At 71.5% G+C, this 20,719-nt stretch carries 23 protein-coding genes; 10 read left to right on the top strand and 13 right to left on the bottom strand.

Annotated elements, in window-relative coordinates; genetic code table 11:
- Positions 1-5: 5 nt before the first annotated feature.
- Together ACFYTQ_RS06990 and ACFYTQ_RS06985 are read right to left on the bottom strand one after the other, a co-directional pair.
- The gene (locus ACFYTQ_RS06990; RefSeq protein WP_387357716.1) at positions 6-701 is read right to left on the bottom strand and encodes a cutinase family protein; all 696 of its coding nucleotides are present in this window, start codon (positions 699-701) and stop codon (positions 6-8) included.
- Positions 702-836: 135 nt separating this feature from the next.
- Positions 837-1,301 (bottom strand): PPOX class F420-dependent oxidoreductase, encoded by a 465-nt coding sequence (locus ACFYTQ_RS06985; protein WP_387357715.1) that lies wholly within the window; start codon positions 1,299-1,301, stop codon positions 837-839.
- Between the two features lie 116 nt (positions 1,302-1,417).
- Here ACFYTQ_RS06985 and ACFYTQ_RS06980 point away from each other — a divergent pair, with 116 nt between their 5' ends.
- Both ACFYTQ_RS06980 and ACFYTQ_RS06975 read left to right on the top strand, forming a co-directional pair.
- On the top strand, positions 1,418-2,365 hold the full coding sequence (locus ACFYTQ_RS06980; protein WP_387357714.1) for an RNA polymerase subunit sigma-70: 948 nt from the start codon (positions 1,418-1,420) through the stop codon (positions 2,363-2,365).
- Positions 2,366-2,442: 77 nt separating this feature from the next.
- A complete protein-coding gene (locus tag ACFYTQ_RS06975) occupies positions 2,443-3,036 on the top strand; it encodes a maleylpyruvate isomerase family mycothiol-dependent enzyme (protein ID WP_387357713.1) in 594 nt (197 codons plus the stop codon).
- A 12-nt stretch (positions 3,037-3,048) separates the two neighbouring features.
- Here ACFYTQ_RS06975 and ACFYTQ_RS06970 read toward each other — a convergent pair whose 3' ends face one another.
- From ACFYTQ_RS06970 to ACFYTQ_RS06945, 6 genes are all read right to left on the bottom strand, one after another.
- Entirely contained in the window at positions 3,049-3,894 is an 846-nt protein-coding gene (locus tag ACFYTQ_RS06970) for a hypothetical protein (RefSeq protein WP_387357712.1), read from the bottom strand.
- Between the two features lie 228 nt (positions 3,895-4,122).
- The gene (locus tag ACFYTQ_RS06965; protein WP_387357711.1) at positions 4,123-5,049 is read right to left on the bottom strand and encodes an alpha/beta fold hydrolase; all 927 of its coding nucleotides are present in this window, start codon (positions 5,047-5,049) and stop codon (positions 4,123-4,125) included.
- On the bottom strand, positions 5,046-5,417 hold the full coding sequence (locus ACFYTQ_RS06960; protein WP_387357710.1) for a hypothetical protein: 372 nt from the start codon (positions 5,415-5,417) through the stop codon (positions 5,046-5,048). Before ACFYTQ_RS06960 ends, ACFYTQ_RS06965 begins: the two co-directional genes overlap by 4 nt.
- Positions 5,414-6,202, bottom strand: a complete 789-nt coding sequence (locus tag ACFYTQ_RS06955) for a DUF899 domain-containing protein (protein WP_387357709.1) — start codon at positions 6,200-6,202, stop codon at positions 5,414-5,416. The genes ACFYTQ_RS06960 and ACFYTQ_RS06955 overlap by 4 nt, the downstream gene beginning before the upstream one ends.
- 29 nt (positions 6,203-6,231) lie before the next feature.
- A complete protein-coding gene (locus tag ACFYTQ_RS06950; RefSeq protein WP_387357708.1) occupies positions 6,232-6,564 on the bottom strand; it encodes an ArsR/SmtB family transcription factor in 333 nt (110 codons plus the stop codon).
- The gene (locus ACFYTQ_RS06945) at positions 6,554-6,988 is read right to left on the bottom strand and encodes an SRPBCC domain-containing protein (protein ID WP_387357707.1); all 435 of its coding nucleotides are present in this window, start codon (positions 6,986-6,988) and stop codon (positions 6,554-6,556) included. The genes ACFYTQ_RS06950 and ACFYTQ_RS06945 overlap by 11 nt, the downstream gene beginning before the upstream one ends.
- A gap of 117 nt (positions 6,989-7,105) precedes the next feature.
- Between ACFYTQ_RS06945 and ACFYTQ_RS06940 the strand changes: the two genes are divergently transcribed.
- From ACFYTQ_RS06940 to ACFYTQ_RS06925, 4 genes are read left to right on the top strand one after another with little or no spacing between them, the layout of a single operon-like run.
- Positions 7,106-7,507: a molybdopterin-binding protein gene (locus ACFYTQ_RS06940; protein ID WP_387357706.1), complete on the top strand. Its 402-nt coding sequence runs from the start codon at positions 7,106-7,108 to the stop codon at positions 7,505-7,507.
- 5 nt (positions 7,508-7,512) lie between these two features.
- Positions 7,513-8,301, top strand: coding sequence for a molybdate ABC transporter substrate-binding protein (gene modA / locus ACFYTQ_RS06935; RefSeq protein ID WP_387357705.1), 789 nt, complete (start codon positions 7,513-7,515; stop codon positions 8,299-8,301).
- Positions 8,298-9,113: a molybdate ABC transporter permease subunit gene (gene modB, locus ACFYTQ_RS06930; RefSeq protein ID WP_387357704.1), complete on the top strand. Its 816-nt coding sequence runs from the start codon at positions 8,298-8,300 to the stop codon at positions 9,111-9,113. Before modA ends, modB begins: the two co-directional genes overlap by 4 nt.
- Positions 9,110-10,159, top strand: coding sequence for an ABC transporter ATP-binding protein (locus ACFYTQ_RS06925; protein ID WP_387357703.1), 1,050 nt, complete (start codon positions 9,110-9,112; stop codon positions 10,157-10,159). Before modB ends, ACFYTQ_RS06925 begins: the two co-directional genes overlap by 4 nt.
- Positions 10,160-10,183: 24 nt before the next feature.
- Here ACFYTQ_RS06925 and ACFYTQ_RS06920 read toward each other — a convergent pair whose 3' ends face one another.
- Together ACFYTQ_RS06920 and ACFYTQ_RS06915 are read right to left on the bottom strand one after the other, a co-directional pair.
- Entirely contained in the window at positions 10,184-11,560 is a 1,377-nt protein-coding gene (locus tag ACFYTQ_RS06920) for a lipase family protein (RefSeq protein ID WP_387357702.1), read from the bottom strand.
- Between the two features lie 152 nt (positions 11,561-11,712).
- Positions 11,713-13,191 carry an FGGY-family carbohydrate kinase gene (locus ACFYTQ_RS06915; RefSeq protein ID WP_387357701.1) on the bottom strand — a complete coding sequence of 493 codons (1,479 nt, stop codon included), beginning with the start codon at positions 13,189-13,191 and terminating at the stop codon, positions 11,713-11,715.
- 192 nt (positions 13,192-13,383) lie between these two features.
- Between ACFYTQ_RS06915 and ACFYTQ_RS06910 the strand changes: the two genes are divergently transcribed.
- Positions 13,384-14,616: a hypothetical protein gene (locus ACFYTQ_RS06910; protein ID WP_387357700.1), complete on the top strand. Its 1,233-nt coding sequence runs from the start codon at positions 13,384-13,386 to the stop codon at positions 14,614-14,616.
- A 7-nt stretch (positions 14,617-14,623) separates the two neighbouring features.
- Here the strand turns inward: ACFYTQ_RS06910 and ACFYTQ_RS06905 are convergent, their stop codons facing one another.
- Positions 14,624-15,193 carry a TetR/AcrR family transcriptional regulator gene (locus tag ACFYTQ_RS06905; protein WP_387357699.1) on the bottom strand — a complete coding sequence of 190 codons (570 nt, stop codon included), beginning with the start codon at positions 15,191-15,193 and terminating at the stop codon, positions 14,624-14,626.
- Between the two features lie 90 nt (positions 15,194-15,283).
- Here ACFYTQ_RS06905 and ACFYTQ_RS06900 point away from each other — a divergent pair, with 90 nt between their 5' ends.
- Positions 15,284-16,513 carry an FAD-dependent monooxygenase gene (locus ACFYTQ_RS06900; protein WP_387357698.1) on the top strand — a complete coding sequence of 410 codons (1,230 nt, stop codon included), beginning with the start codon at positions 15,284-15,286 and terminating at the stop codon, positions 16,511-16,513.
- Here the strand turns inward: ACFYTQ_RS06900 and ACFYTQ_RS06895 are convergent.
- Positions 16,500-17,600: a lactonase family protein gene (locus ACFYTQ_RS06895; RefSeq protein WP_387357697.1), complete on the bottom strand. Its 1,101-nt coding sequence runs from the start codon at positions 17,598-17,600 to the stop codon at positions 16,500-16,502. The two genes, ACFYTQ_RS06900 and ACFYTQ_RS06895, sit on opposite strands and share 14 nt — an antisense overlap.
- Before the next feature lie 159 nt (positions 17,601-17,759).
- On the opposite strand from ACFYTQ_RS06895, the gene ACFYTQ_RS06890 reads away from it, so the two are divergent.
- Positions 17,760-18,191 carry an ester cyclase gene (locus ACFYTQ_RS06890; protein ID WP_387357696.1) on the top strand — a complete coding sequence of 144 codons (432 nt, stop codon included), beginning with the start codon at positions 17,760-17,762 and terminating at the stop codon, positions 18,189-18,191.
- Positions 18,192-18,250: 59 nt separating this feature from the next.
- Here the strand turns inward: ACFYTQ_RS06890 and ACFYTQ_RS06885 are convergent, their stop codons facing one another.
- Positions 18,251-19,399 (bottom strand): lactonase family protein, encoded by a 1,149-nt coding sequence (locus ACFYTQ_RS06885; RefSeq protein WP_387357695.1) that lies wholly within the window; start codon positions 19,397-19,399, stop codon positions 18,251-18,253.
- A 111-nt stretch (positions 19,400-19,510) separates the two neighbouring features.
- Between ACFYTQ_RS06885 and ACFYTQ_RS06880 the strand changes: the two genes are divergently transcribed.
- Positions 19,511-20,638 (top strand): lactonase family protein, encoded by a 1,128-nt coding sequence (locus tag ACFYTQ_RS06880; protein ID WP_387357694.1) that lies wholly within the window; start codon positions 19,511-19,513, stop codon positions 20,636-20,638.
- Positions 20,639-20,719: the final 81 nt, after the last annotated feature.

Genomic DNA, 20,719 nt, shown 5'->3' with positions numbered 1-20,719 from the left:
GCGGCTCAGAGGCGGGCGGCCGCGAAATCGGCCGCCTCGCCCGCCTTGGGACCGTAGCTGGTGATGTGCACGTTCCAGTTCGTGCCGTGCGGGTCGCAGACCGGGTCGTCGGCGGAGCAGGTGTCGTAGGTGCGGTCCGCGTACGGGCCGGTGACGCTGCGGCCGATACCGCGAATCGGGTTGCCGAACAACAGGATCGCGGCGATCCGGGGTTGCAGTTCCGACGGCAGGGTCGCGACGATGGGGCCGCCGACCTTCGCGCCCACGCTGCTGATGCCGATCGAGTTGTCGACCACGTTCGCGCCCTGGGAGTAGCCCACCAGCACGAAGCGCTGGTTCGGGCAGGCCGCGGCGGCGGCGGTGACGTGCTCGACCAGGTCCCGGTTGCCCTGCTGCACCGACGCCGGTTCGGTGAAGTCGGCCGGGTAGTGGACCCGGTAGGCGCTGTGCGAGATCCGCAACCGTTTCGCCAGGGCGTGATAGACCGGATTGCCGACGACGCTGCCCAGACCGGGCTCGGCCCCGAGCGGTTCGTTGGTGCCGCGCGCGGCGACGACCTCGACGTCGGCGCATCCCGCGGCCCGGGCGGGGGTCGCGGTCGCGGTGAGCACACCCGCGGCGGCGACGGTGGTCAGCACGGCGGTCGCCGCCGCCGAGCGGCCGAGGACCGTACCCACCGATGTCCGGCGGAACCGATTCATTGTCGATACTCCCTTGTTCGCACTCGATTACCGCTGCGACGGTAAGGCCGATTCCGAGTGCGCGGGAAGGAGGGACGCGGGTCTCCGGGATTATCACCACTGCGGTCCGTCTTCCCTGGCAGACCGCACACCAGGTCAGTCCGCGAGGCGGGCGGGGAAGCCGCCGACGGCGATCGGACCCCAGCGGCGGGGGGTGACGCGGATGATGGATTTGCCCTGGGCGAGCATGGCGGCGCGGTATTCGGCCCAATCGGGGTGCTCGCCGGAGATGTTGCGGTAGTACTCGACGAGCGGTTCGACGGAGTCGGGGATGTCGAGTACCTCGGCGTCGCCGTCGATCTGGACCCACGGGCCGTTCCAGTCGTCGGAGAGCACGACGACGCTCACCGCGGGATCGCGGCGCGCGTTCACCGTCTTGGCGCGGTCCGGGTAGGTGGAGGCGACCAGGCGGCCGGCGTCGTCCACGCCGAGGGTGAGCGGCGAGAGCTGGGGCGACCCGTCGCGGCGGCGGGTGAGCAGCAGGGCGCGGTGGCGGGGGCGGACGAAGTCGAGGAGTCCGTCGAGGTCGACGCGGGTGTTGGTGGCGATCTTGCGGGGCATGGCGGTGTCGTCTCCTCCTCGGCGGCATCGAGAGCGCTGGCGAGTTCCAACCTACCCACCGCCCGGCGGCGGGCCGGGCGCCGGGCGGTAGCGTGAGCGGGGAAAGGGGTGATGACGTGGCACCGCCGGACCCGGAGGCGTTGGAGGCGTTGCGGATTCCGCTGACCGGCTACTGCTATCGGCTGCTCGGGTCCGCCGCGGACGCCGACGACGCCGTGCAGGAGACGTTGCTGCGCGCCTACCTGCGCCGCGACACCTTCGATCCGGAGCGCGGGCGGCTGTCGACGTGGGTGCACGCCATCGCGACCAATATCTGCCTGGACATGTTGCGGTCCGCGCGCCGCCGAATGCTGGTGTGGGACGGCCCGACTCGCGAGGGGTTCGATCCGGAGGCGGTGCTGCCCGCCGATCGCTGGATCGAACCGGCCGCCGACGCGGAACTGATCGAGGCGAGCGATCCCGCGCAGACCGTCGTGCATCGGGAATCGGTGCGTTTGGCATTCGTGGCGACATTGCAGCGACTGCCACCGCGCCAGCGCGCGGTACTGGTGCTGCGCGACGTCCTCGCCTTCACCGCCGCGGAGACCGCGGCCATGCTCGCGGTGAGCGTGGCCGCGGTGAACAGCGCCCTGCAACGCGCCCGGGCGACCGTCGCCGCGGCCCGCCCGGCGCCCACCGACGCCCTGGATCTCGACGATCCGCGGGATCGGGACCTGTTGCGGCGCTTCGTGACCGCCTTCGAGGCGCACGACGTGGACGGGCTCGCCGCGGTGCTGTGCGAGGACGCCGAGACCAGCATGCCGCCGTTCCTGTGGCGGGTCACCGGGAGCGCGGCGTGGCTGCGGATCTTCGCCGTCGCCGAGGACTGCGCCCGCGACCGGCTGGTGCCGACGCGGGTGAACGGCTCGGCGGGATTCGGTCAGTACCGTCCCGACGACACCGGGGTGCCGCGCCCGTTCGCCCTGCTCGCCGTCGAGGCCCGCGACGGGCGCGTCGCGAGCCTGACGACATTCCTGACCGCGCGGGATCGGTTCGCGCGGTTCGGATTGCCCGCGACGCTGTGATCGCGCCGGGACCGATGAGTCCGGTCCCCGCCCGTCGTATCAGTGGTGACCTGTTCCCTCGACGAAACGACGAGCACATGACCGATTCGAACACCACCGACACGCTGCGCGAACACACCATCGCGGAGCGGGAACGCCTCGCCGACCTGCTCGGCGGCCTCGATGCCGACGGGTGGGCCGCCCCCTCGCTGTGCGCGGGCTGGCGGGTCCGCGAGGTGGTCGCCCACATCACGATGCCCTACCGGTATTCGCTGCCGCGGTTCCTGCTCGGCTTCGCGGCGGCCCGCTTCTCGTTCGACCGCTACGCCGACAAGGCCGCCCGCGCCGACACCGCGCGGCTGAGCGACGCCGACCTGCTGACCGCGCTGCGCGACAATATCGAGCATCCGTGGCGACCGCCGCGCGGCGGCGCCGCGGGGGCGTTGAGCCACGACGTCATCCACGGCCTCGACATCACCGAACCCCTCGGCCTGCCGCCCGCGCCCCCGCGGCGCATCGCCCTCGTGCTGGGCAATGCCGCGCCGAATCAGTTCGCGTACTTCGGCGTCGATCTCACCGGACGCCGCCTCGAGGCCACCGACGCGGACATCGCCGTCGGCACCGGGACACCGATCCCCTTGTCCGCCAAGGACATTCTGCTCACGGTGACGGGCCGTAGGCCCCTCCCCTGACCCGTCGCCGACCTACACCGGCCCGGCGCGCAGGAAGTCCGCGGACCGCACCAGCCCGGTCTCCTGGACCGCTCGGGCGGCGGGCAGCAGGGCGCGCCGGGCCTGCTCGAGTCCGGGGATGTCGCGGTAGGCCGTGGCGGCCAGGGCGTCGGTCCGGGCTTCGATGTGCTCGCCGAGCGCGCGCCCCGCGTCGGTGATCGCACCGGACTCCGTCAGCAGGCCGCGGGCCGTCAGCCGGGAAGACGCCGCGGCCCAATCGGTTTCGCTCCAGCCGCGGATGTCGCGCCACATGTCCGACGCGGTGCCGGTGGCGGCGGCGAACAGCACGACGGCCTCGCAGCCGTCGAGGCCCTCGGCCAGGAGCGTGGCGAAGTGGCCGTCGCCGCGGTGCTCGCGCAGCGCGGTGACGGCCTGCCAGAGCGCCTCGCCCGGTGCATCGGGCAGGGGCAGGTCCCGGTTGGCCGCGAACAGGGCACGGCCGCACGCGGGCGCGGCCTCGATCGCCGCGCGCAGGGGCGGCAGCGCCGCGGTCGCGAGATCGGCGAGGTCGGGCACGAGTTCCTCGAGCACCCGCGCGGCGGAGGTGCGGCGGGCTTCGAGAACCGCCTCGGGCGCGGCGAACGTCCAGGCGTCGGGTATCGCCCGCCGGACCATGTCCGACCGGAAGTTGTAGAAGACGGCCTCCACCACGCCCGGCCCGACCGCGCCGAGCGGCGCGGCGCGTCCCGCGAAGTATCCCATCCAGAAGCCCCGCAGCCCAACGGCTTTGAGGGCGGTCAGGCACGCGGGCGCGAAGTAGGTGACCCCGTGCAGCGGCTCGAGCACCCGCCACATGTCCCGCGCCGAAACATCGCTCATGCCTCGACCTTACGAGCACGGGGCGATCGGATCACCCTTGTGTGAAATTCGCGGAGCCCAGATCGATGCGGTACAGCAGGTTCTGGAGCCAGACAAAGAACGGGTTCATCGTCGATCCCTTCGTATCGCGGATCGCCACGCGTGTCCTGCATAGCGAGAATGCTCATTAACATACTTGTCCACGAGCGCCCGCGTAGCCGAATTCGAGACAGAACGATCGATTACTTCTCAGGTGTGCAGGAACAGCTCAAGGGCGGCCAGCAGTTCACCCGGTGTGTCCTCGGCGGTGAAGTGCCCGGCGTGCGGGAGCTCGAGCACGGGCGCGTCCGGGAAGGCGAGCCGGAAGGCCGGGATGATGTGGGCGGGGAGGAGCGCGGTGTCCCGCATACCCTCCACCAGGACCGCGGGTTTGGCGCGCAGGGCGGCGACGGCGGCGGGATCCGGTGCGGGCGGGGCCGGTCCGCCGGGGGCGACCACCTGTTGCGGGAAGCGGATGACACCACGACAGGCCGCCGGGCCGTCGAAGTGGGCGGCGTAGGCGCGGATCCAGGTGGGGGTGACGATCTCGGGCCGGGCGATGGTTTGCAGGGCGAGCATGAGATGGCAGACGGTGTGACCGGCGTTGCCGAGGATCTGCTCCAGGGTGCCGTCGGCCTGCGCGGCGGCGGCCCAGCGGAACCAGGCGCTCTCCAGGAAGTTCGCGATCATCAGCTCGTCGTAGCCCGGAAGTCCCAGCGGCACAACGGTATTGGTGGCGAACAGGCGGGCGATCCGGTCGGGGTGGCGCAGCGCGAAACCGGTGCCGATGGGGCCGCCCCAGTCGTGCATGACCAGGGTGATGTCGGTGAGGTCGAGTTCCCCGGCGAGCAGCGTGTCGAGATTGTCGATGTGTTCGACGGCCAGATAGTCGCGGTCGGCGGGGGTGGCGCTCTTGCCGAACCCCATGTGGTCGGGCACCACGACGCGCCGGGTCCGCGACAGCGGGCCGATGAGGTGTCGCCAGAGGTAGCCCCAGGTCGGTTCCCCGTGCAGGAGCACCACCGGCGCGGCGTCGCGGGGGCCGACGTCGACGTAGTGCTGCCGGAACCCCGCCGCCTCGGTGAAACCGGGCGGGAAAGGCCATGTGCCGTCGAAGGTTTCGCTGGGCGCGATCACGATCCCCATCGTACGGCGCGCGCCGTCGCACCGGTGGCACCCAGCAGCGTCCCGGTCGCGAGCAGCAGATCGGCGAGGGCGGCCGCGGTGGCCGCCCGCGGCAGCGCGCCGGACATCGGAACGGCCGTGTGCAGCACCAGCATCGCGGCGCTCATCACCGCGGTCGTGGCCCACGCGCGCGGCGCGGGCCGCGTCCACAGATGCCAGGCACACCACAGGCAGCCCAGCGCCATCAGCGTCGACGCGACGACCAACCACACCGTGGCGCAATGGTTTTCGTGCACCGCGTGCAACGCCGCCGAGAGCAGCGACAGGGCCGCTCCGGCCCGGCCCGCTCGGGACCGGGCCGGGGTCGGCGGAATCGTCACGACGCGGGATGCGCGCAGCAGTCGTGGGGCGCCTGCCGCTTCTCCCGGCCCCCGGCCTCGCCCCGGTCGATGGCGTTGGCGACGCGGTCGAGCCAGTCCGCGCCGGTGGCATCGACCGCGGCGGTGTACTCGTCGTTCCAGTTCCACCACTCGTAGGGCGCGGTCTGCGGGTAGCCCTCGGGAGAATCCTCCCAGCTCTCCTGCCGTCCCAGGGCGGTCAGGTCGAGGTAGCTCCAGGTGTTGCCGAAGTACTCGTCGCCGCGCCGGTTCACGAAATAGGTGCGGTACACGCGGTCGCCCTCGCGGATGAAGGCGTTGGTGCCGTGCCATTCGTCGACGCCGAAGTCCACGTCGAAGGTGTCGGTGATGGTGTACCAGGGGATGTGCGTCCAGCCCATCCGGGCCCGCACCCGCGCGATATCGGATTGCGGTGCGCGCGAGGCGAACACGAGGGTGGTGTCGCGGGCGTTGAGGTGCGCGAGACCGCCGACGTGGTCGGCGATCATGGAACAGCCGCGGCAGGCGTGCTCGGGCCAGCCGACGACGCCGGGTTCGAAGAACGCGCGGTAGACGATCAGCTGGCGGCGGCCGTGGAACAGGTCGAGCAGGGTCGCCGGGCCGTCGGGTCCGTCGAACACGTAGCGCTCGTCGACGGGCAGCCACGGCATGCGGCGACGCCGGGCGGCGAGGGCGTCGTGGGCGCGCATCACCTCCTTCTCCTGTGCCAGCAGCTCCAGACGCGCTGTCTCCCAGTCGGTTCGGGAAACGATGGGTGGTGTCTTCATGACGTGTTCCTTGTTCGGTGTCGGATCGATCAGTCTCGATCGAGAACGTTCTTCAACGCGTCGAGCGGGCCGTCCCAGTCCCGGGCGAGCGCGGCGAGGAATTGCTGGGCCACGCGCATCGGCGCGGACCGCAATCGGTAACGCACCCGGCGTCGCTCCCCCGGCTCCGCGGTCACCAGACCGGCCTCGGACAGCAACGCGAGGTGTTTGGCTACCGCCTGCCGGGTGATGGGCAGGCGAGCGGCCAGATCGGTCGCCGTGGCCGGTCCCCCCGACGCCAGCGCGGCGAGGATCGCGCGGCGGCTGGGGTCGGCCAGCGCCACGAAGACCTGCTCGGCGATCGCCTCCTGATCAGGCGGCATCGAGGTACTGGACCAGCTCGTCGAGTTCGCTGCGCCAGCCGCGGACATTGCCGTCGAACGCCGTCTTGTGGGCGTCGTCCGCGAGCTGGGCGAACCCGGTCTCGACCACGGTGAGCCGCGTGCCCCCGGCCGTCGGCTCGAGGGTGAACTCCACATACGTGCGCCGCGGATCCTCCTCGGGCAGCCCGAAGATGTGCCAGGTGAAGCCGAAGACGTGCGGCTCCTCCACCCGCTCCACCCGCATGTCCGCGGCGTATCCGCCCTCCTTCCAGCGCATCCACGCCTTGCCGCCGGGCCGCAGCTCGATACCGGCCTCGTCGCCGAACCACGTGCCCAACCCCTCGGGCGTGGTCAGCGCCGTCCACACCTTGGCGGGCGGGTGCGCGAGTTCGATCGTCCGCTCGATGCGATCGGGAAATCCCATGACAACCTCCGTGAGTAGCAACCAACTGATTGCGATACTATGGCAACCGATTGGTTGCGTCAATGGGCATGGCTGTCCGGCGGGTTTCTCCGCGAACGAGTCGTTATAGTTGCGATCGTGACGAATTTGCGGATCAGTGAGGCCGCGGACCTGCTGGGCGTCAGCGACGACACCGTGCGGCGCTGGATCGAGCAGGGCAGGCTGCCGGAGATCCGGCTCGACAACGGGCGCAAGGGCGTTCGCGGCGCGGATCTGGCGGCGGTGCTGCGCGAGCAGTACGCCGAGGGCCCGACCGCGGGTGTCACGGTCGCGGTGTCGGCGCGGAACCGCTTGCGCGGCATCGTGACCCGCGTCGTCAAGGACACGGTCATGGCGCAGGTCGAGATGCAGGCCGGGCCGTTCCGGCTCACCTCCCTGATCAGCCGGGAATCGGCCGACGAACTCGGTCTGGAAGTCGGCAGCGTCGCTGTCGCGTCGGTGAAGTCGACCAATGTCGTGGTCGAGGTACCAGAAAGTTGACGAGGATGAGGACACTGCGCGCACTCGCCGCGGCCGCCGCCGCGCTCACCGTCGCCGCGGGGCTGGTGGGCTGCGGCTCCGACGATTCGACCGCCCCCTCCCCCGCGTCGGACCGGATCTCGGGGACCGTCACCGTCTTCGCGGCGGCCTCGCTGACCGAGACCTTCACCACGCTGGGCAAGCAGTTCGAGGCCGCGCATCCGGGGGTGAAGGTGGTGTACAGCTTCGGCGGCAGTTCCGCCCTGGCCGAGCAGATCCGGCAGGGCGCCCCGGCCGACGTCTTCGCCTCCGCCGCGCCCGCGAACATGCAGCAGGTCGTCGACTCCGGCGACGTCACCGCCGCGCCCGCGACCTTCGTCAGCAATCGACTCCAGATCGCCGTTCCCAAGGGCAATCCCGGGCACATCACCGGGCTCGCCGACTTCGGCCGGACCGAACCGCGCCTCGCGCTGTGCGCCGAGCAGGTGCCCTGCGGGGCGGCGGCGAAGAAGGTGTTCGAGGTCGCGGGGATCACCCCGCAGCCCGACACCCGCGAACAGGATGTGAAGGCCGCGCTCACCAAGGTCACCCTCGGCGAGGTCGACGCCGCGCTGGTGTACCGCACCGACGTGCGGGCCGCGGGCGACAAGGTGGAGGGCATCGCGTTCCCGGAGGCGGACAAGGCGATCAACGCCTATCCGATCGCGCCGCTGGCCAAGGCGCCCAATGCCGCCGGCGCCGCCGCGTACGTCGCGTTCGTCCGTTCGGATCAGGCGAAGAAGGTGTTCGCCGACGCGGGATTCGACACCCCGTGACGGGCGGCGCGGCGCGGCGGCGGGCGGTGCGCGGGCGGCGACCGCTCGTGCTCGTGCTGCCCGCGGTCTGCGCGCTGGCGTTCCTGATCGTCCCGTTGATCGGGCTGCTGGTCCGCGCGCCCTGGACCTCGCTCACCGATCGGCTGTTCAGCGCCGAAGTCGGTGCGGCGCTGCGGCTTTCGCTGGTGTGCGCGAGCGCGGCGACCGTGGTGTGCCTGCTGCTGGGCATTCCGCTGGCGTGGCTGCTGGCCCGTGGGCGGATACCGGGCAGCGGGGTGATCCGGGCGCTGGTGACCGTGCCGCTGGTGCTGCCGCCGGTCGTGGGGGGCGTCGCGCTGCTGCTGGTGTTCGGGCGCCGCGGGCTGCTCGGGCGGTATCTGCACGACTGGTTCGGGCTCTCGCTGCCGTTCACCACGCCGGGCGTGATCGTCGCGGAGGCGTTCGTCGCCCTGCCCTTCCTGGTGATCTCGGTCGAAGGGGCCTTGCGCGCCAGCGACACCCGCTACGAGGAGGCCGCCGCGACGCTCGGCGCGTCGCCCTGGTACACCTTCCGTCGCGTCACCCTGCCGTCGGTGCTGCCCGGCGTGGTCGCCGGGGGTGTGCTGTGCTGGGCGCGCGCGCTCGGCGAGTTCGGGGCGACGATCACCTTCGCCGGGAACTTCCCCGGCCGCACGACCACCATGCCGCTGGCGGTGTATCTGGCGTTGGAGACCGATCCGGACGCCGCGATCGTGCTCAGCCTGGTGTTGCTGGTGGTGTCCGTCGCGGTCCTGATCACATTGCGGGAGCGCTGGATTCGGGGCGCGGTATGACCCTGCGCGCGGACCTGCGCGTCGACCGCGGGCGCTTCCGGCTCGACATCGCCGTCACCGCCGAACCGGGCGAGGTGGTCGCGCTGCTCGGGCCGAACGGGGCGGGCAAGACCACCGCGTTGCGCGCGTTGGCGGGGCTGTTGCCGCTCGACGGCGGGCGGATCGCGGTCGGGGATCGAGTCTGGGACGCGCCGCCGTCGGTGTTCGTCCCGGCCGATCGCCGCCGGGCCGGGGTGGTGTTCCAGGATTACCTGCTGTTCCAGCATCTTTCGGCGCTCGACAATGTGGCGTTCGGGCTGCGGGCCCGGGGGATGCGCTGCGCCCCGGCCCGCGCCCGCGCCGCGAGCTGGCTGGAGCGGGTCGGTCTGGGCGAGCACGCGCGCGCCACGCCCCGCGAGCTGTCCGGCGGTCAGGCGCAGCGCGTCGCCCTGGCCCGTGCGCTCGCCACCGAACCCCAGCTGCTGCTGCTCGACGAACCCCTGGCGGCCCTCGACGCGAGCACCCGTCTTCAAGTGCGCGCGGACCTCGCCCGGCACCTGCGCGACTACACCGGACACACCGTCCTGGTCACCCACGATCCGCTCGACGCCATGGTGCTCGCCGATCGGCTCGTCATCCTGGAGGAGGGCGTGGTGGTGCAGCAGGGCTCGCCCACCGACGTCGCCCGCCGTCCCCGCTCCGACTATGTCGCGAACCTGGTGGGGCTCAACCTGTTTCGCGGCACCGCCACCCCGACCGGCGTCGACCTCACCACCGGCGGCAGGCTCACCACCGCCGCCCCGGCCACCGGCGAGGTCTTCGTCGCGTTCCCGCCCGCGGCCGTGGGTCTGCATCCGGAGCGGCCCACCGGCAGCCCGCGCAACACCTGGCCGGTCACCGTCGTCGACCTGGAACAACACGCCCACCTCACCCGCGTCCGATTGGACGGCAGCCCACCGGTTCTCGCCGACATCACCCCGGCCGCGGTGGCGGAGCTGCGGCTGCGCGTCGGCACGCGCATGTGGGCCGCGGTCAAGGCCAGCGAGATCCACGCGTACCCGGCCTGAGGTTCGGGTACCGGTGGCGTTCGGCTAGCGGCCGGAAGACGGTGGCGGAGTAGGGCATTCGCCGGTGGTGGGTTGGCCGCGGAGGCGGGCGTCGAGCCAGTCGAGGACGTCGGGGAAACCGGCGAGGGCGCCGATGAGGTGTTCGCCGGGGTAGACGTGGAAGGCGGCGGGAACGCCGCGGGCGCACTGTTGTTCGTAGAGCGCGCGGGCGGGTTCGAGGGGGATCCAGATGTCGCTGGCGCCGTGGTAGATGTAGAGGGGGGCGGCCGCGGTGCGGTCGGTGAGGTCGACCTGGCGGAGGATCCGGTCGGCGACGGGGGCGTTCAGCGGGTCGGCGGTGTTGGTCGCGACCTCGAGCGGGATGCCAGCCACGCCGAGCGGTCCGTTGCTGTCGCCGCAGGTGTCCTTGACCGGGGAGGTCGCCACCCACTGCGCGAGATGGTTCATCACCGTGAGCAGTTCGGGGTGCTCGCGCGACATCGCCAGCGAGACCGCGAGCAGGATGCCGGAGGCCATGTTGCCGTTGAACTTTCGGGCCAGGCCCCGATAGTCGGTGACCAGTCCCCCGGCGGCCGCGCCGACCAGGGCGCCGCGCAATTCGGGGGCATACTCGCCGAGCAGCATGGCGGTGGCGTAGGAGGCGATCGCCCCGCCCGAGTAGCCGGTGACGGCGAATCGGCTGTCGCCGAACTCGTTTCCGGGCAGCGCGCGGACCGTGCGCATGGCGTCGAGGATCACGTGCCCGGCCACCGCGGGTTCGGCGTAGGACATCCACGGGCCCTCGTGGTCGGGGACGAGCACCGCGTAGCCGCGTTGCAGGCCCCACCACGTCGTCGGCGGGAACAGGTCACCGGCGTTGAACTTGTCGTTGATCCCGTGCGCCAGTGAGTAACTCGGCGTGCACCGCGCGCCGAGCGCGTTGATCGGCAGCGCATTGATCAGCACCGGCCGATCGCCCGGACCGGTCCAGGCGGCCGCCGGGATCACCAGCGTCGCCGTGCCGTACGACGGCGCGCCCGACCCGGCGGTCGAGCGGAACTTCAGCAACAGCGCGCGCCGGATGGGCACCACCGCGAACGGCGCGGCCGTCGCCGTCACATCCCGCACCTCGAGGAGGTCGCCGGGCGCGAAGCGGTCCAGCCCCTCCGGCCACGCGTCGAAGACGGGATCGCCCGTCGCGGGCGGCAGCACGGCTCGCCACAGCGCCGCCGTGGTCGGCGCGAGGTCGGCGGCGGTCGGCGGGGCCGGCGCGGCGGGGAGGGCCGGCGGCGGCACGACACTGTCGATCCACTGCTGGAGAGACGAGGGACCGGGCGCGTCCTCGTCGGCGCCCGCCGGGGACTGGCCGAGGAACAGGCAACCGGCCAGCGTGACGGTGACGGCGGTGCGTAGCGGTTTCAAGGTCCCCCCGGGGTCGTTCGGCCGAGCGCGTGAATCACCGGAATTCTCCTCGCGTTCGGCCGATTCGTCAGCCCGAGCGAGGACTTTGATCGGTCCCCACAACGGGGCCGTCCGGAGACTGTGAGGGTTGACCGCGGCGGACGAGCACGCGCTCAGCCGAATTCGGCCAGGCGGTGCACCTGGTCGCGGGTGGCCGGGTAGAGCTGGAGCCACGTCCGGTAGAGGTCGCCGTAGCGTTCGCGGTGGGCGGGATCGGGCGGAACCTCGCGGGCGATGCGGGCCCAATCGGTTTCGGGCGCAACGAGTCCCACGCCGATGGCGGCCAGCAGGGCGTCGCCGTAGCTCGCGCCGACGGCCTGTTCGGGGAGCAGCTGGGTCAGGCCGGTGATATCGCTGAGGGCCTGGGTCCACACCGGGCTGCGCAGGCCGCCGCCCACGGCGACCGCGCGAGTCACCGGGGAGTCGGCGTCGTCGAACAGCTCCAGGATCTGCCGGACGCCGAACGCGATGCCCTCGTAGGACGCCCGGAACAGGTGGCCGCGCCCGTGCCGCAGGGTGAGCCCGGCGACCACGCCGCGCGCGTCGGGATCGAAGACCGGGGTGCGCTCACCGGCCAGATACGGCAGCACCACGAGTCCCTCGGAGCCGGGCGGCACGGCGGCGGCCTCGGCCATCAGCTGGTCGAAAGGCGCACCGCCGGTGAGCTTCTGGAGCCACTGGGTGAGGCTGCCCGCGGTCGACGTGCCCGCCGCGAGCGCGAACGTGCCCCGCTCGACGCCCGTCGTCGTCCACAGTCCGGGATGGGTGTGGAACGTCTCGAGCACCTGGACCAGGAACATGGTGGAGCCGTACATGAGCATCAGATCGCCGGGTTCGCGCACGCCGACGCTGAACGCCTCCGCGTAGGCGTCGACCGTGCCCGCCACCACCGGCGTTCCGGCCGGGACGCCGGTCTGCTCCGCGGCCGCCGCGGTGACCGTGCCCACCACCTCGGCGGGCCACACCAGCCGCGGCAGCGGCAGGCCGCCGAGGACGCGTTCGGCCCACGCGCGGTGCCAGTCGAAGTCGCGGATCGAGTACAGCGGATCGCACTGGCTGGCGGTGTGATGGTCCTGGATGTATTCGCCGGTCAGCTTCGCCACCACGAAGGAGTTCGAGCCGTACCAGCGCCGCGCCCGCGCGAACACCTCCGGTTCGGCGTTGCGCACCCACTCGATCTTCGGCCCGACCGCCTGGCTGGACAGCGACTTGCCCGCGTGCCGCAGGATCTCCGCCGCGCCGAACAGGTCGGTCAACTTCGCGATCTCCGCTGCGGCGCGGGTGTCGATGCCGTACAGGATGGCCGGGCGCACCGGCCGCAGCTCGTCGTCGCACAGCACCAGGCACGGCCCGACGCCGCTGACGCACATCCCGGCGATGCGCGATCCGGTCGGGGCGTCGGCCACCAGCGCTCGGCTGATCGCGCACACCTCGGCCCACCAGACGCCCACGGGATCGACCTCGGCCCATCCCGGCCGCGGCAGCGAGATCTCGTGCGACACTTGATGTTCGGCGAGCACCACCCCGTCGGGCCGAACCAGAACGCCCTTGCTGCTCCCCGTGCCGAGATCGATGCCAACGAGCAAATCCACGAGGGTCAGCGTACGCGGGCCGAACGGCCGTCCCCGGGGCTCGGGACACGAAAATTTCCGCTCTCGGGGCGAATCGGAGAAAGCGGGGTATCGAGACGAGTAGCATTCGCAGGGGTCGGTGGTTCGGGTTCGCCGTCGATCTTTCCCCATTCCTTTGCGCGGTCCTCGGCCGCCGCATTCACGGAGTATGTCATGACACAACCCCGGACCATCCCGTTGCAGAATCTGATCGTTCTCGGCGACAGCCTCTCCGATATCGGGACCATGGATATCACGGTTCTCGGAACGATCGCCAAGGCCGCCCGGAAGATGACGACGAATGAGACCGGTCGCTACAGCGACGGCAGGAATTGGACCGATTTCCTCTACGAGTGGGTGGGCTCGGACAAACTGGTCGTTTTGAACGCCGATGCCACGCGGGAGAAGTCGACGATATTCCGATCGCTGACCGCGCAATCGCAGATCCCGTTGTCGAACACCGTGCAGAACGGTCCGCTCGTGCGCTACGCCAATCTGGCCAAGGGCGGGGCCGTGGCCGCCTCGGACGTGGCGGCCAAGGGCGGCGCGCTGTCGCATCTGGAGGCCCAGTGCACCCGGTACATCGAGGAGCGCACGAAGCTGGGCACGGCCTTCACCGGCGCCACGCTGCACATCATCTGGATCGGGTTGAACGACATCGTGACCTGCAACCGGCCGGACACCCTCCTCGGTCCGGAGCTCGTCTACGACAAGGCGCCCGCGGACGTCGCGACGCTCGAACCGCTGCGCCGGAAGGTGTCGGCGGGACCGAAGACGCCGCTGCTCGCCGAGCACGATCCCGAATACGTCATCGGCCAGGTCCTCGCGGGGACGACCGCGGGCGAGGGCGTGCTGCCGATGGTCCTCGACATCGTGAAGGTGTGCAATCGCATCGTGGCCGCGTTCCCGGACGCCAACCACGAACAACATTTCATGTTCCTGAGCCTGCCCGATCCGAATACCGCGCCGCGCATCGTGAAAATGAAGTCCGAGGGCGAACTCGAGACGGTGAAACGATACGTCGATCTCACCGATCGCTTCAACAAGATTTTGCGCTGCGTGGCCCTCGACGGCTGGAAGGAGACCGAGTCGGGCGTGCTGCCGAACAATGTCACCTTCGTCCCGATCTTCGAGCGGCTGCGCTACATCGCCCTGCACGCCGCGGAATTCGGTCTGCGTTCGATCAAACAGGAAAAGGAATTGACCCCGAAATACGGTGGCGCCGACCAGGATACGGAGGAGATGGCCAAGGCCCGGAATTTCTTCACCACCACCGACGCGGGCCACCCGACCGAGGCGGTCTATCGGCTCATCGCGCTGTTCATCGCGGACACGATGATCGAAAAGGGTTACGCCCTGGGCAGACTCAATCCGAACCGCTGGGCGGAGGACAAGAAGTACGTGTGAGCGACCCTCACCCCCGCTCCCGTGCGGAGCGGATGGCCATGAGGTTGTCGACCAGGCGGGCCGCGTCGGCGGCCGGGTCCATCGGGATCGACAGCAGGGCCCGCAGGTAGGCCGGGGCGAGGACCAGTTCGAAGACGTCCATCCAGGTCAGCACGGTGGTGTCGCTGGCGTCGAGGGTGGCCTGGATCTGGCGCACCCGGGGTTCGACGAATTCCAGCCCGCTCGCCCCTTGCCCCCCGGCGCGCAGGAGTGCGCGGGCGAAGGCCAGGTTGTCGGGGCGGGTCAGGCCGGTGAGCAGGTTGGTGATCCAGAACAGCAGGTCCGCGCGCAGGTCGCCGGTCGCGGGGAGCGGCGAGCGATCGGCCAGCTCGTCCACGAGCGTGTCGATGATCAGGCCGTCGGCGCTGCGCCAGCGGCGGTAGATGGTGGCGAGGTGCACGCCGGAGCGGGCGGCGACCTCGGCGAGATCGACTGTGCCGTCGGCGGATTCGGCCAACAGGGCACGGGTGGCCGCGTGGACGGCCGCGCGGGTGCGGGCCGTGCGGCCACCGGGGCGGCTGGTTCCTGTCGCTTGCACCCTCGCATCTTAGCGCGAATCTATTGCGTTTAGTGCCGGGGCGGCCGTACGCTTAACGCGAGTTGTTCGCATCAGTGGCTGGAGGATGTCATGGCAGAGGTACTCGTCGTCGGCGGCGGGATCGCGGGTGACATGCTCGCGCTCCTGCTGGAGCGGGACGGCTGGTCGGTCACCGTCGCCGAGATCGCCCCGGCCCCGCGCACCGGCGGTCAGACCGTCGACCTGCGCGGCGATTCGCGGGAGGTGCTGGACCGGGCCGGGCTGCTCGGGCGGGCGCTGGACAGCCTCGTCCCGCAGCGCGGCGCCGCGTGGATCGACGCCTCCGGGCGGCGGCTCGCCGAGATGCCGGTGACGGCGTTCGGCGGGCGCGGCCTGGTGTCCTCGGCGGAGCTGCTGCGCAGCGATCTCGCCCGCATCATCCACGACGCGGCCGGGCCCGGGGTGACGCACCGGTTCGGCGAGACCGTGGACGCGTTGACCGACACCGAGACCGGGGTGCTGGTGCGGTTCCGTGGCGGTGCGACAAGGGAATTCGATCTGGTGGTCGGCGCCGACGGCGCGCACTCCCGGGTCCGCGAACTGCGTTTCGGGCCGGAGCGGCGCTACCGGGAGCCGCTCGGTCTGGCGCACGCCTGGTTCACCCTCACCGAGACGCCCGCGACGCCGAGCCTGGACGGCTGGTTCCTGATCCACAACGCTCCCGGCCGCCGCGGCGTCGGGGCGCGGCCCGGCCATCCCGGCCAGCAGGAGATCGGCCTGACCTTCGCCGCCGAGGACCTGCCGTCGCGGCACGACGACCCGGCCCGGTTCGCGCTGCTGGAGCGGGTCTTCGCCGGAATGGGCTGGCGCACAGCAGAATTCGTGGCCGCCGCCCGGACGGCCACCGACTTCGCCATGGACACCGTCGATCGGATCCACCTGCCGAGCTGGCACGCCGGGCGGGTGGTGCTGCTCGGCGACAGCGCCTGGTGCGCGAGCCCGCTCAGCGGCCTGGGCACGGCCCTGGCCCTGCGGGGCGCGGCGGAACTGGCCGCCGCGCTGCGGGCCGCCGGAGTCCGCCACGACCCCGGCCGCCTGCCCGCCGCGCTGGCCGAGTTCGAACGGGTCATGCGCCCCAGAACCGTGTCGGCGCAACGCCTTCCGCCCGGCCGGATCGCGGCCGTGGCCCCGAAGTCGGCCCTGGGGATCCGCGTCAACGCGTGGGTGATGCGCGCGGTCCAGTCCGCGCCGATGCGGCCGCTGATGAACCGGGCCTTCGCCACGACCGAACACGGCCGGGAGATCGTCGAAACCCCGGTCACCCCGGTCACTCCGGGGTGAAGACCCCGGTGGCGCCGTCGGAGAAGAACACGCCCGTGTCCACGGCCGGGTCGCCCGAGGGGGCGAGGGCGCCGTCCGGTTGGACGAGGTAGGTGAACACCCGGGCGGTGCCCTCGAGGGTGAGGGTGTCGATGACGTAGAGGCGCGCGCCGTCCGGGCTCAGCACCACGCGGCCGGGGAAATGGCCTGGCGCGCTGATGATCTCGGCGCCGGGAAGGGGGGTCAGCGAGCCGTCGTCGTGGATGTCGAAGCCGTTGACGCCGGGGCCGCCGGTCTGCGGCAGGTACATGTGGCGGCCGTCGGGGGTGATGGCCATGCCGTGCGGGACCGCCTTGGTCGGGAAACGACCGATCGCGGTGAGGGCGCCGCCGGGTTCGATGCGGAAACCGGAGATGTCGTTGGTGCCCTCGTTGGTGATGTAGACGTAGCGGCCGTCGGGGGTCACGATCGGCAGCGCCGGGCGGTCGCCCGTGCGGACCTGGGGACCGGCGGGAGTGAGGTGGCCGTCGGCGCCGATCGCGAAGGAGTCCATGGTCCCGCCGATGAAGCTGGGCGCGAACAGGTATCGGCCGTCCGGCGAGACCACCGGGATGGACAGACCGCTCGTCGCGCCGGGGATGGGCACCGCGGCGACCCGGCTCAGCCCGCCGGTGGGCCCGATGGCGTAGGTCTCCACGCTGCTGGTCAGGCCGCCGACGGTGACGAACAGCCAGCGGCCGTCGGGGCTGGCGATCGCGCCGACCACCGGCTCGCCCGGGGCCAGATAGGCGTCGGGCAGGGGAATCAGCCCGCCGGAGTCGGTGACGCGGAAACCCTGGAGCGTTCCCGAAACCGTATGCGCCACATAGGCGAAATGCTCCGCGGCGGCGACCGCGATGGACAGCGTGCCCACGCCGGTGGGCACCGTGGGCCCGGTATTGCTCAGGTGGCCGTTCGTCTCGCGCAGGACGGCGATATTCGCCGATCCGGTGCCGCCGATCAGCATGTAGCGCACGCCGGGCGGGGGCGCCGCGGCCGTCGGACCGCCGCCGGTCGCCGCCAGGCCGATGGCCAGAACCGTTGCGGCCGTGAGCGTTCGGACTCTCATCGCAACCTCCCTGTTGCTCGTTCGTTATCCGCTGTGAACCTACGGCCCCGATGTCGCCGCCGACTGTCCAAACTTCTGGACATATGTACTTGATGCGGAAAATATTGTGTTCGATGTCCTCATCCCGAGGCGACCCATCGATCCGGAAGGCAATCAACCATGAGCGAGCTGCTCGACTTCGTCACCGCGCACTACAACGGCCTGGAGTCGGGTGATGTGGACCTGGCCGCGAGCCCGTTCTCGGCCGACGTCGCGTCCGAATTCCCCTCCGGCCCGCTCGCGGGCATCGACGCGCTGCGAGGGCTCATTCAGGCGTTCATCACCGCCTTTCCCGATCTGCGGATCGAGCGTCGCAACGTCTGGCAGGACGGCGACACCGCGATCGCGGAGATCACCTTCTCCGGCACCCACACCGGCCCGCTGGCCACCCCCGCGGGAGAGGTCCCGCCGACCGGGCGCGCGGTGCGCTTCCCGCTGGTGGACACCTTCACGATGCGCGACGGCAAGGTCGTCGAACATCGCGGCTACTGGGACAACGCCGCGTTCCTGACCCAGCTGGGCCTGCTGCCCGCGCCGGGCGAGCAGGGCTGACGCTCGCTCCGGAAACCGGCCCGCGGGAAAGATTTCCCGGGGGCCGGTTTTCGTCATCCTCAGGCGGGGACGAGGGTCAGCGTGCGGCCGTCCGCCACCCGGGTGCCGGTGTCGACCGTGGTGACCGATTCCTGCGTCAGGACGCCGCCCGCGCCGATTCGGTAGCGGCGCAACGTGTTCTGGCCCGCCCGCGCGGGGTCGGTGGCGAACACCCACACCGCGTCCCCGCTCGGTGACATGGCCGTGGCCTCGGGCTGCGCGCCCAGCGGGCCGTCGCCGACCATCGCGTCCGGCAGCGGCAGCAGCGTGCCGTCGTCGGCGACGGTGTAGGCGCTGACCTTGTTCGAGCCCATGTTCGGGACGTAGAGGTGCGTGCCGTCCGGGGTCACGCTCATCACGTGCGGCAGCTGTCCGGCGGGGAACGGCGAGGCGGGCAGTTCGGCGAGCGTGCCGTCGGCGGCGATCGCGTACCCCGACAGGCTCGTGCCGCGTTCGTTGGCGATGTAGAGGTGGCGGCCGTCCGGGGTGATCGTCGGATAGATCGGGCCCGAACCGGTGCCGATGCGCTGCCGCTCCCCGGACACGCGGCCCTCGGAGTCGACGTCGAACAGCACGATCTGATCGAGCAGATAGCTGGCCGCGTAGAGGTGGCGGCCGTCCGGGCTCACCACGGCCGAGGAGACGCCGTCGGCCGACGCGCCGAACGACACCGGCGGACCCGCCGGGACGGGAGCGCCACCGGCGGTGACGGTCACCGGCAGGACGGTCGCGTTGGTCACGCCGAGCACCAGATACGCGTGCCGTCCGTCGGGGGCGAAGGCGATGTCCACCGGGATGTCCGGCAGCGGCAGGGCCGCGCCGGGCAGCGGGGTCAACCGGCCGTCCGGCTCGATGGTGTAGGCGAGCAGTTGCGCGGGCGCGCCCGACGCGACGTACAGCAGTCGCCCGTCGGGCGAGGCGGCCTGCGGCCAGGCCGCGATGCCCGACCGCGCGGCGCCCGGAATCGGCACCGGCATCGCGGTGTCGGTGGCGTGGAAACCGATCAGGCCGTCGCTGAGGAAACCGTGCACGTACAGGTGGTAGCCGGGCGCGTCGGCCGTTGCCGGGGCCGCCGCGAGGACGGGCGACGCGACGACGGCGGCGGCCATCGCGAACACCCCGGCGGTCCGACCACGACGACGGGCGCGTCTCGGTGTCTGAGAGGTCATGTCGGGCAAGTCAAGTTCACGCCTCCCGCCCCGACTGTCCAGATAGTTGGACAGTCACGGGCGGCGGACCCGGGCAATCTTCAGGCAGACATTTCGCCCGAGGAGACATCGATGTCCGCACCGCCCGGAACACGCCGCGCCGCACGCGCATTCATCGTCCTGCTGATCGGACTCATGAGCCTGGTCACGGCCCCGGCTCCCCGGGCCACGGCGGCGGAGGCACCCCGGTTCCTGCTGGTGGCGGGGACCGCATCGATGAACATCGGCGTGTTGCGGGTGGGCGCGGACGCGACGCTCTCACCCGTGCCCGGCAACCCCTTCCCCACCGGCTTCGGCGTGTTGTCGCTGGTCGTGGCGCCCGACGGCCGGACGGTGTACGTCCCGCACGCCGGGGACGGCACGGTCACCGGCTACCGGCTCGACGACGCGGGCGCGCTGCACCCGATCTCCGGCGCGGTCGCCGCGCTGGACGGCCCGCCGACCGCCGCGAGCATCGCACCGGACGGCTCTCACCTGTTCGTGGTGGTCGGCGGGGTTCCCGGACACGTGGTCTCGTTCGCGGTGGACCCGTCGGGCGCGCTGACCCCGACCGGGGCGCCGCCGGTTCCGGTGGACGGGCTGAGCGCCGTCGGCATGGCCGCGGTCGATCCCAGCGGGCGCTACCTGAACGTGGTCACCTACATCGGAAACACCATGTCCCGCTTCGCGATCGGCGACCACGGCGAGCTCACCCCGCTGGGCGCGACGCCGGTCGAGCTCGGCCCGGTCGCGCCGCGCTTCACCCCCGACGGCCGCTACCTGTACGTCAGCAACGAATTCGGTACGGATCTCAGCGGATTCGCGATCGGGGCGCACGGCGAACTCACCCGCACGCCGGGCTCGCCCTACCCCACCGGCGGCGTGCCGCACGGCGCGGTGATCACCACCGACGGGCGACGCCTCTACGTGCCCAACGCGGTCGGCGGATCGATCGCCGGATTCGACATCCACGACGACGGCGCGCTGACCCCGCTGCCGGGTTCGCCGTATCCCGCGCCCGCGGGCACCATGCCGGGCCAGGTCGCGCTGCACCCCGACGGCCGCCATCTCTATCTGGCCGACGTGCTCACCCTGCACGGCACGACCATGGTGCATTCCTATTCGATCCGGCCCGATGGGAGCCTCGCCCCGACCGGCGCTCCCGACACGGACACCGGGGTGATCATGTCCGACGGCCCCGTCGTCGCCCTCACCCCGTAGGCGCATCCGCGCACGCATCACCCCTCGAAATCCCGAAAAGCAAGGCACACAACGTGATCGGCACCCAGAACACGAACTCCA

The sequence above is a fragment of the Nocardia sp. NPDC004068 genome, from assembly GCF_042874315.1.
GTDB lineage: Bacteria > Actinomycetota > Actinomycetes > Mycobacteriales > Mycobacteriaceae > Nocardia.
Note: the sequence above shows the minus strand (reverse complement) of the source record. Positions and strands in the feature narration are given on the sequence as shown.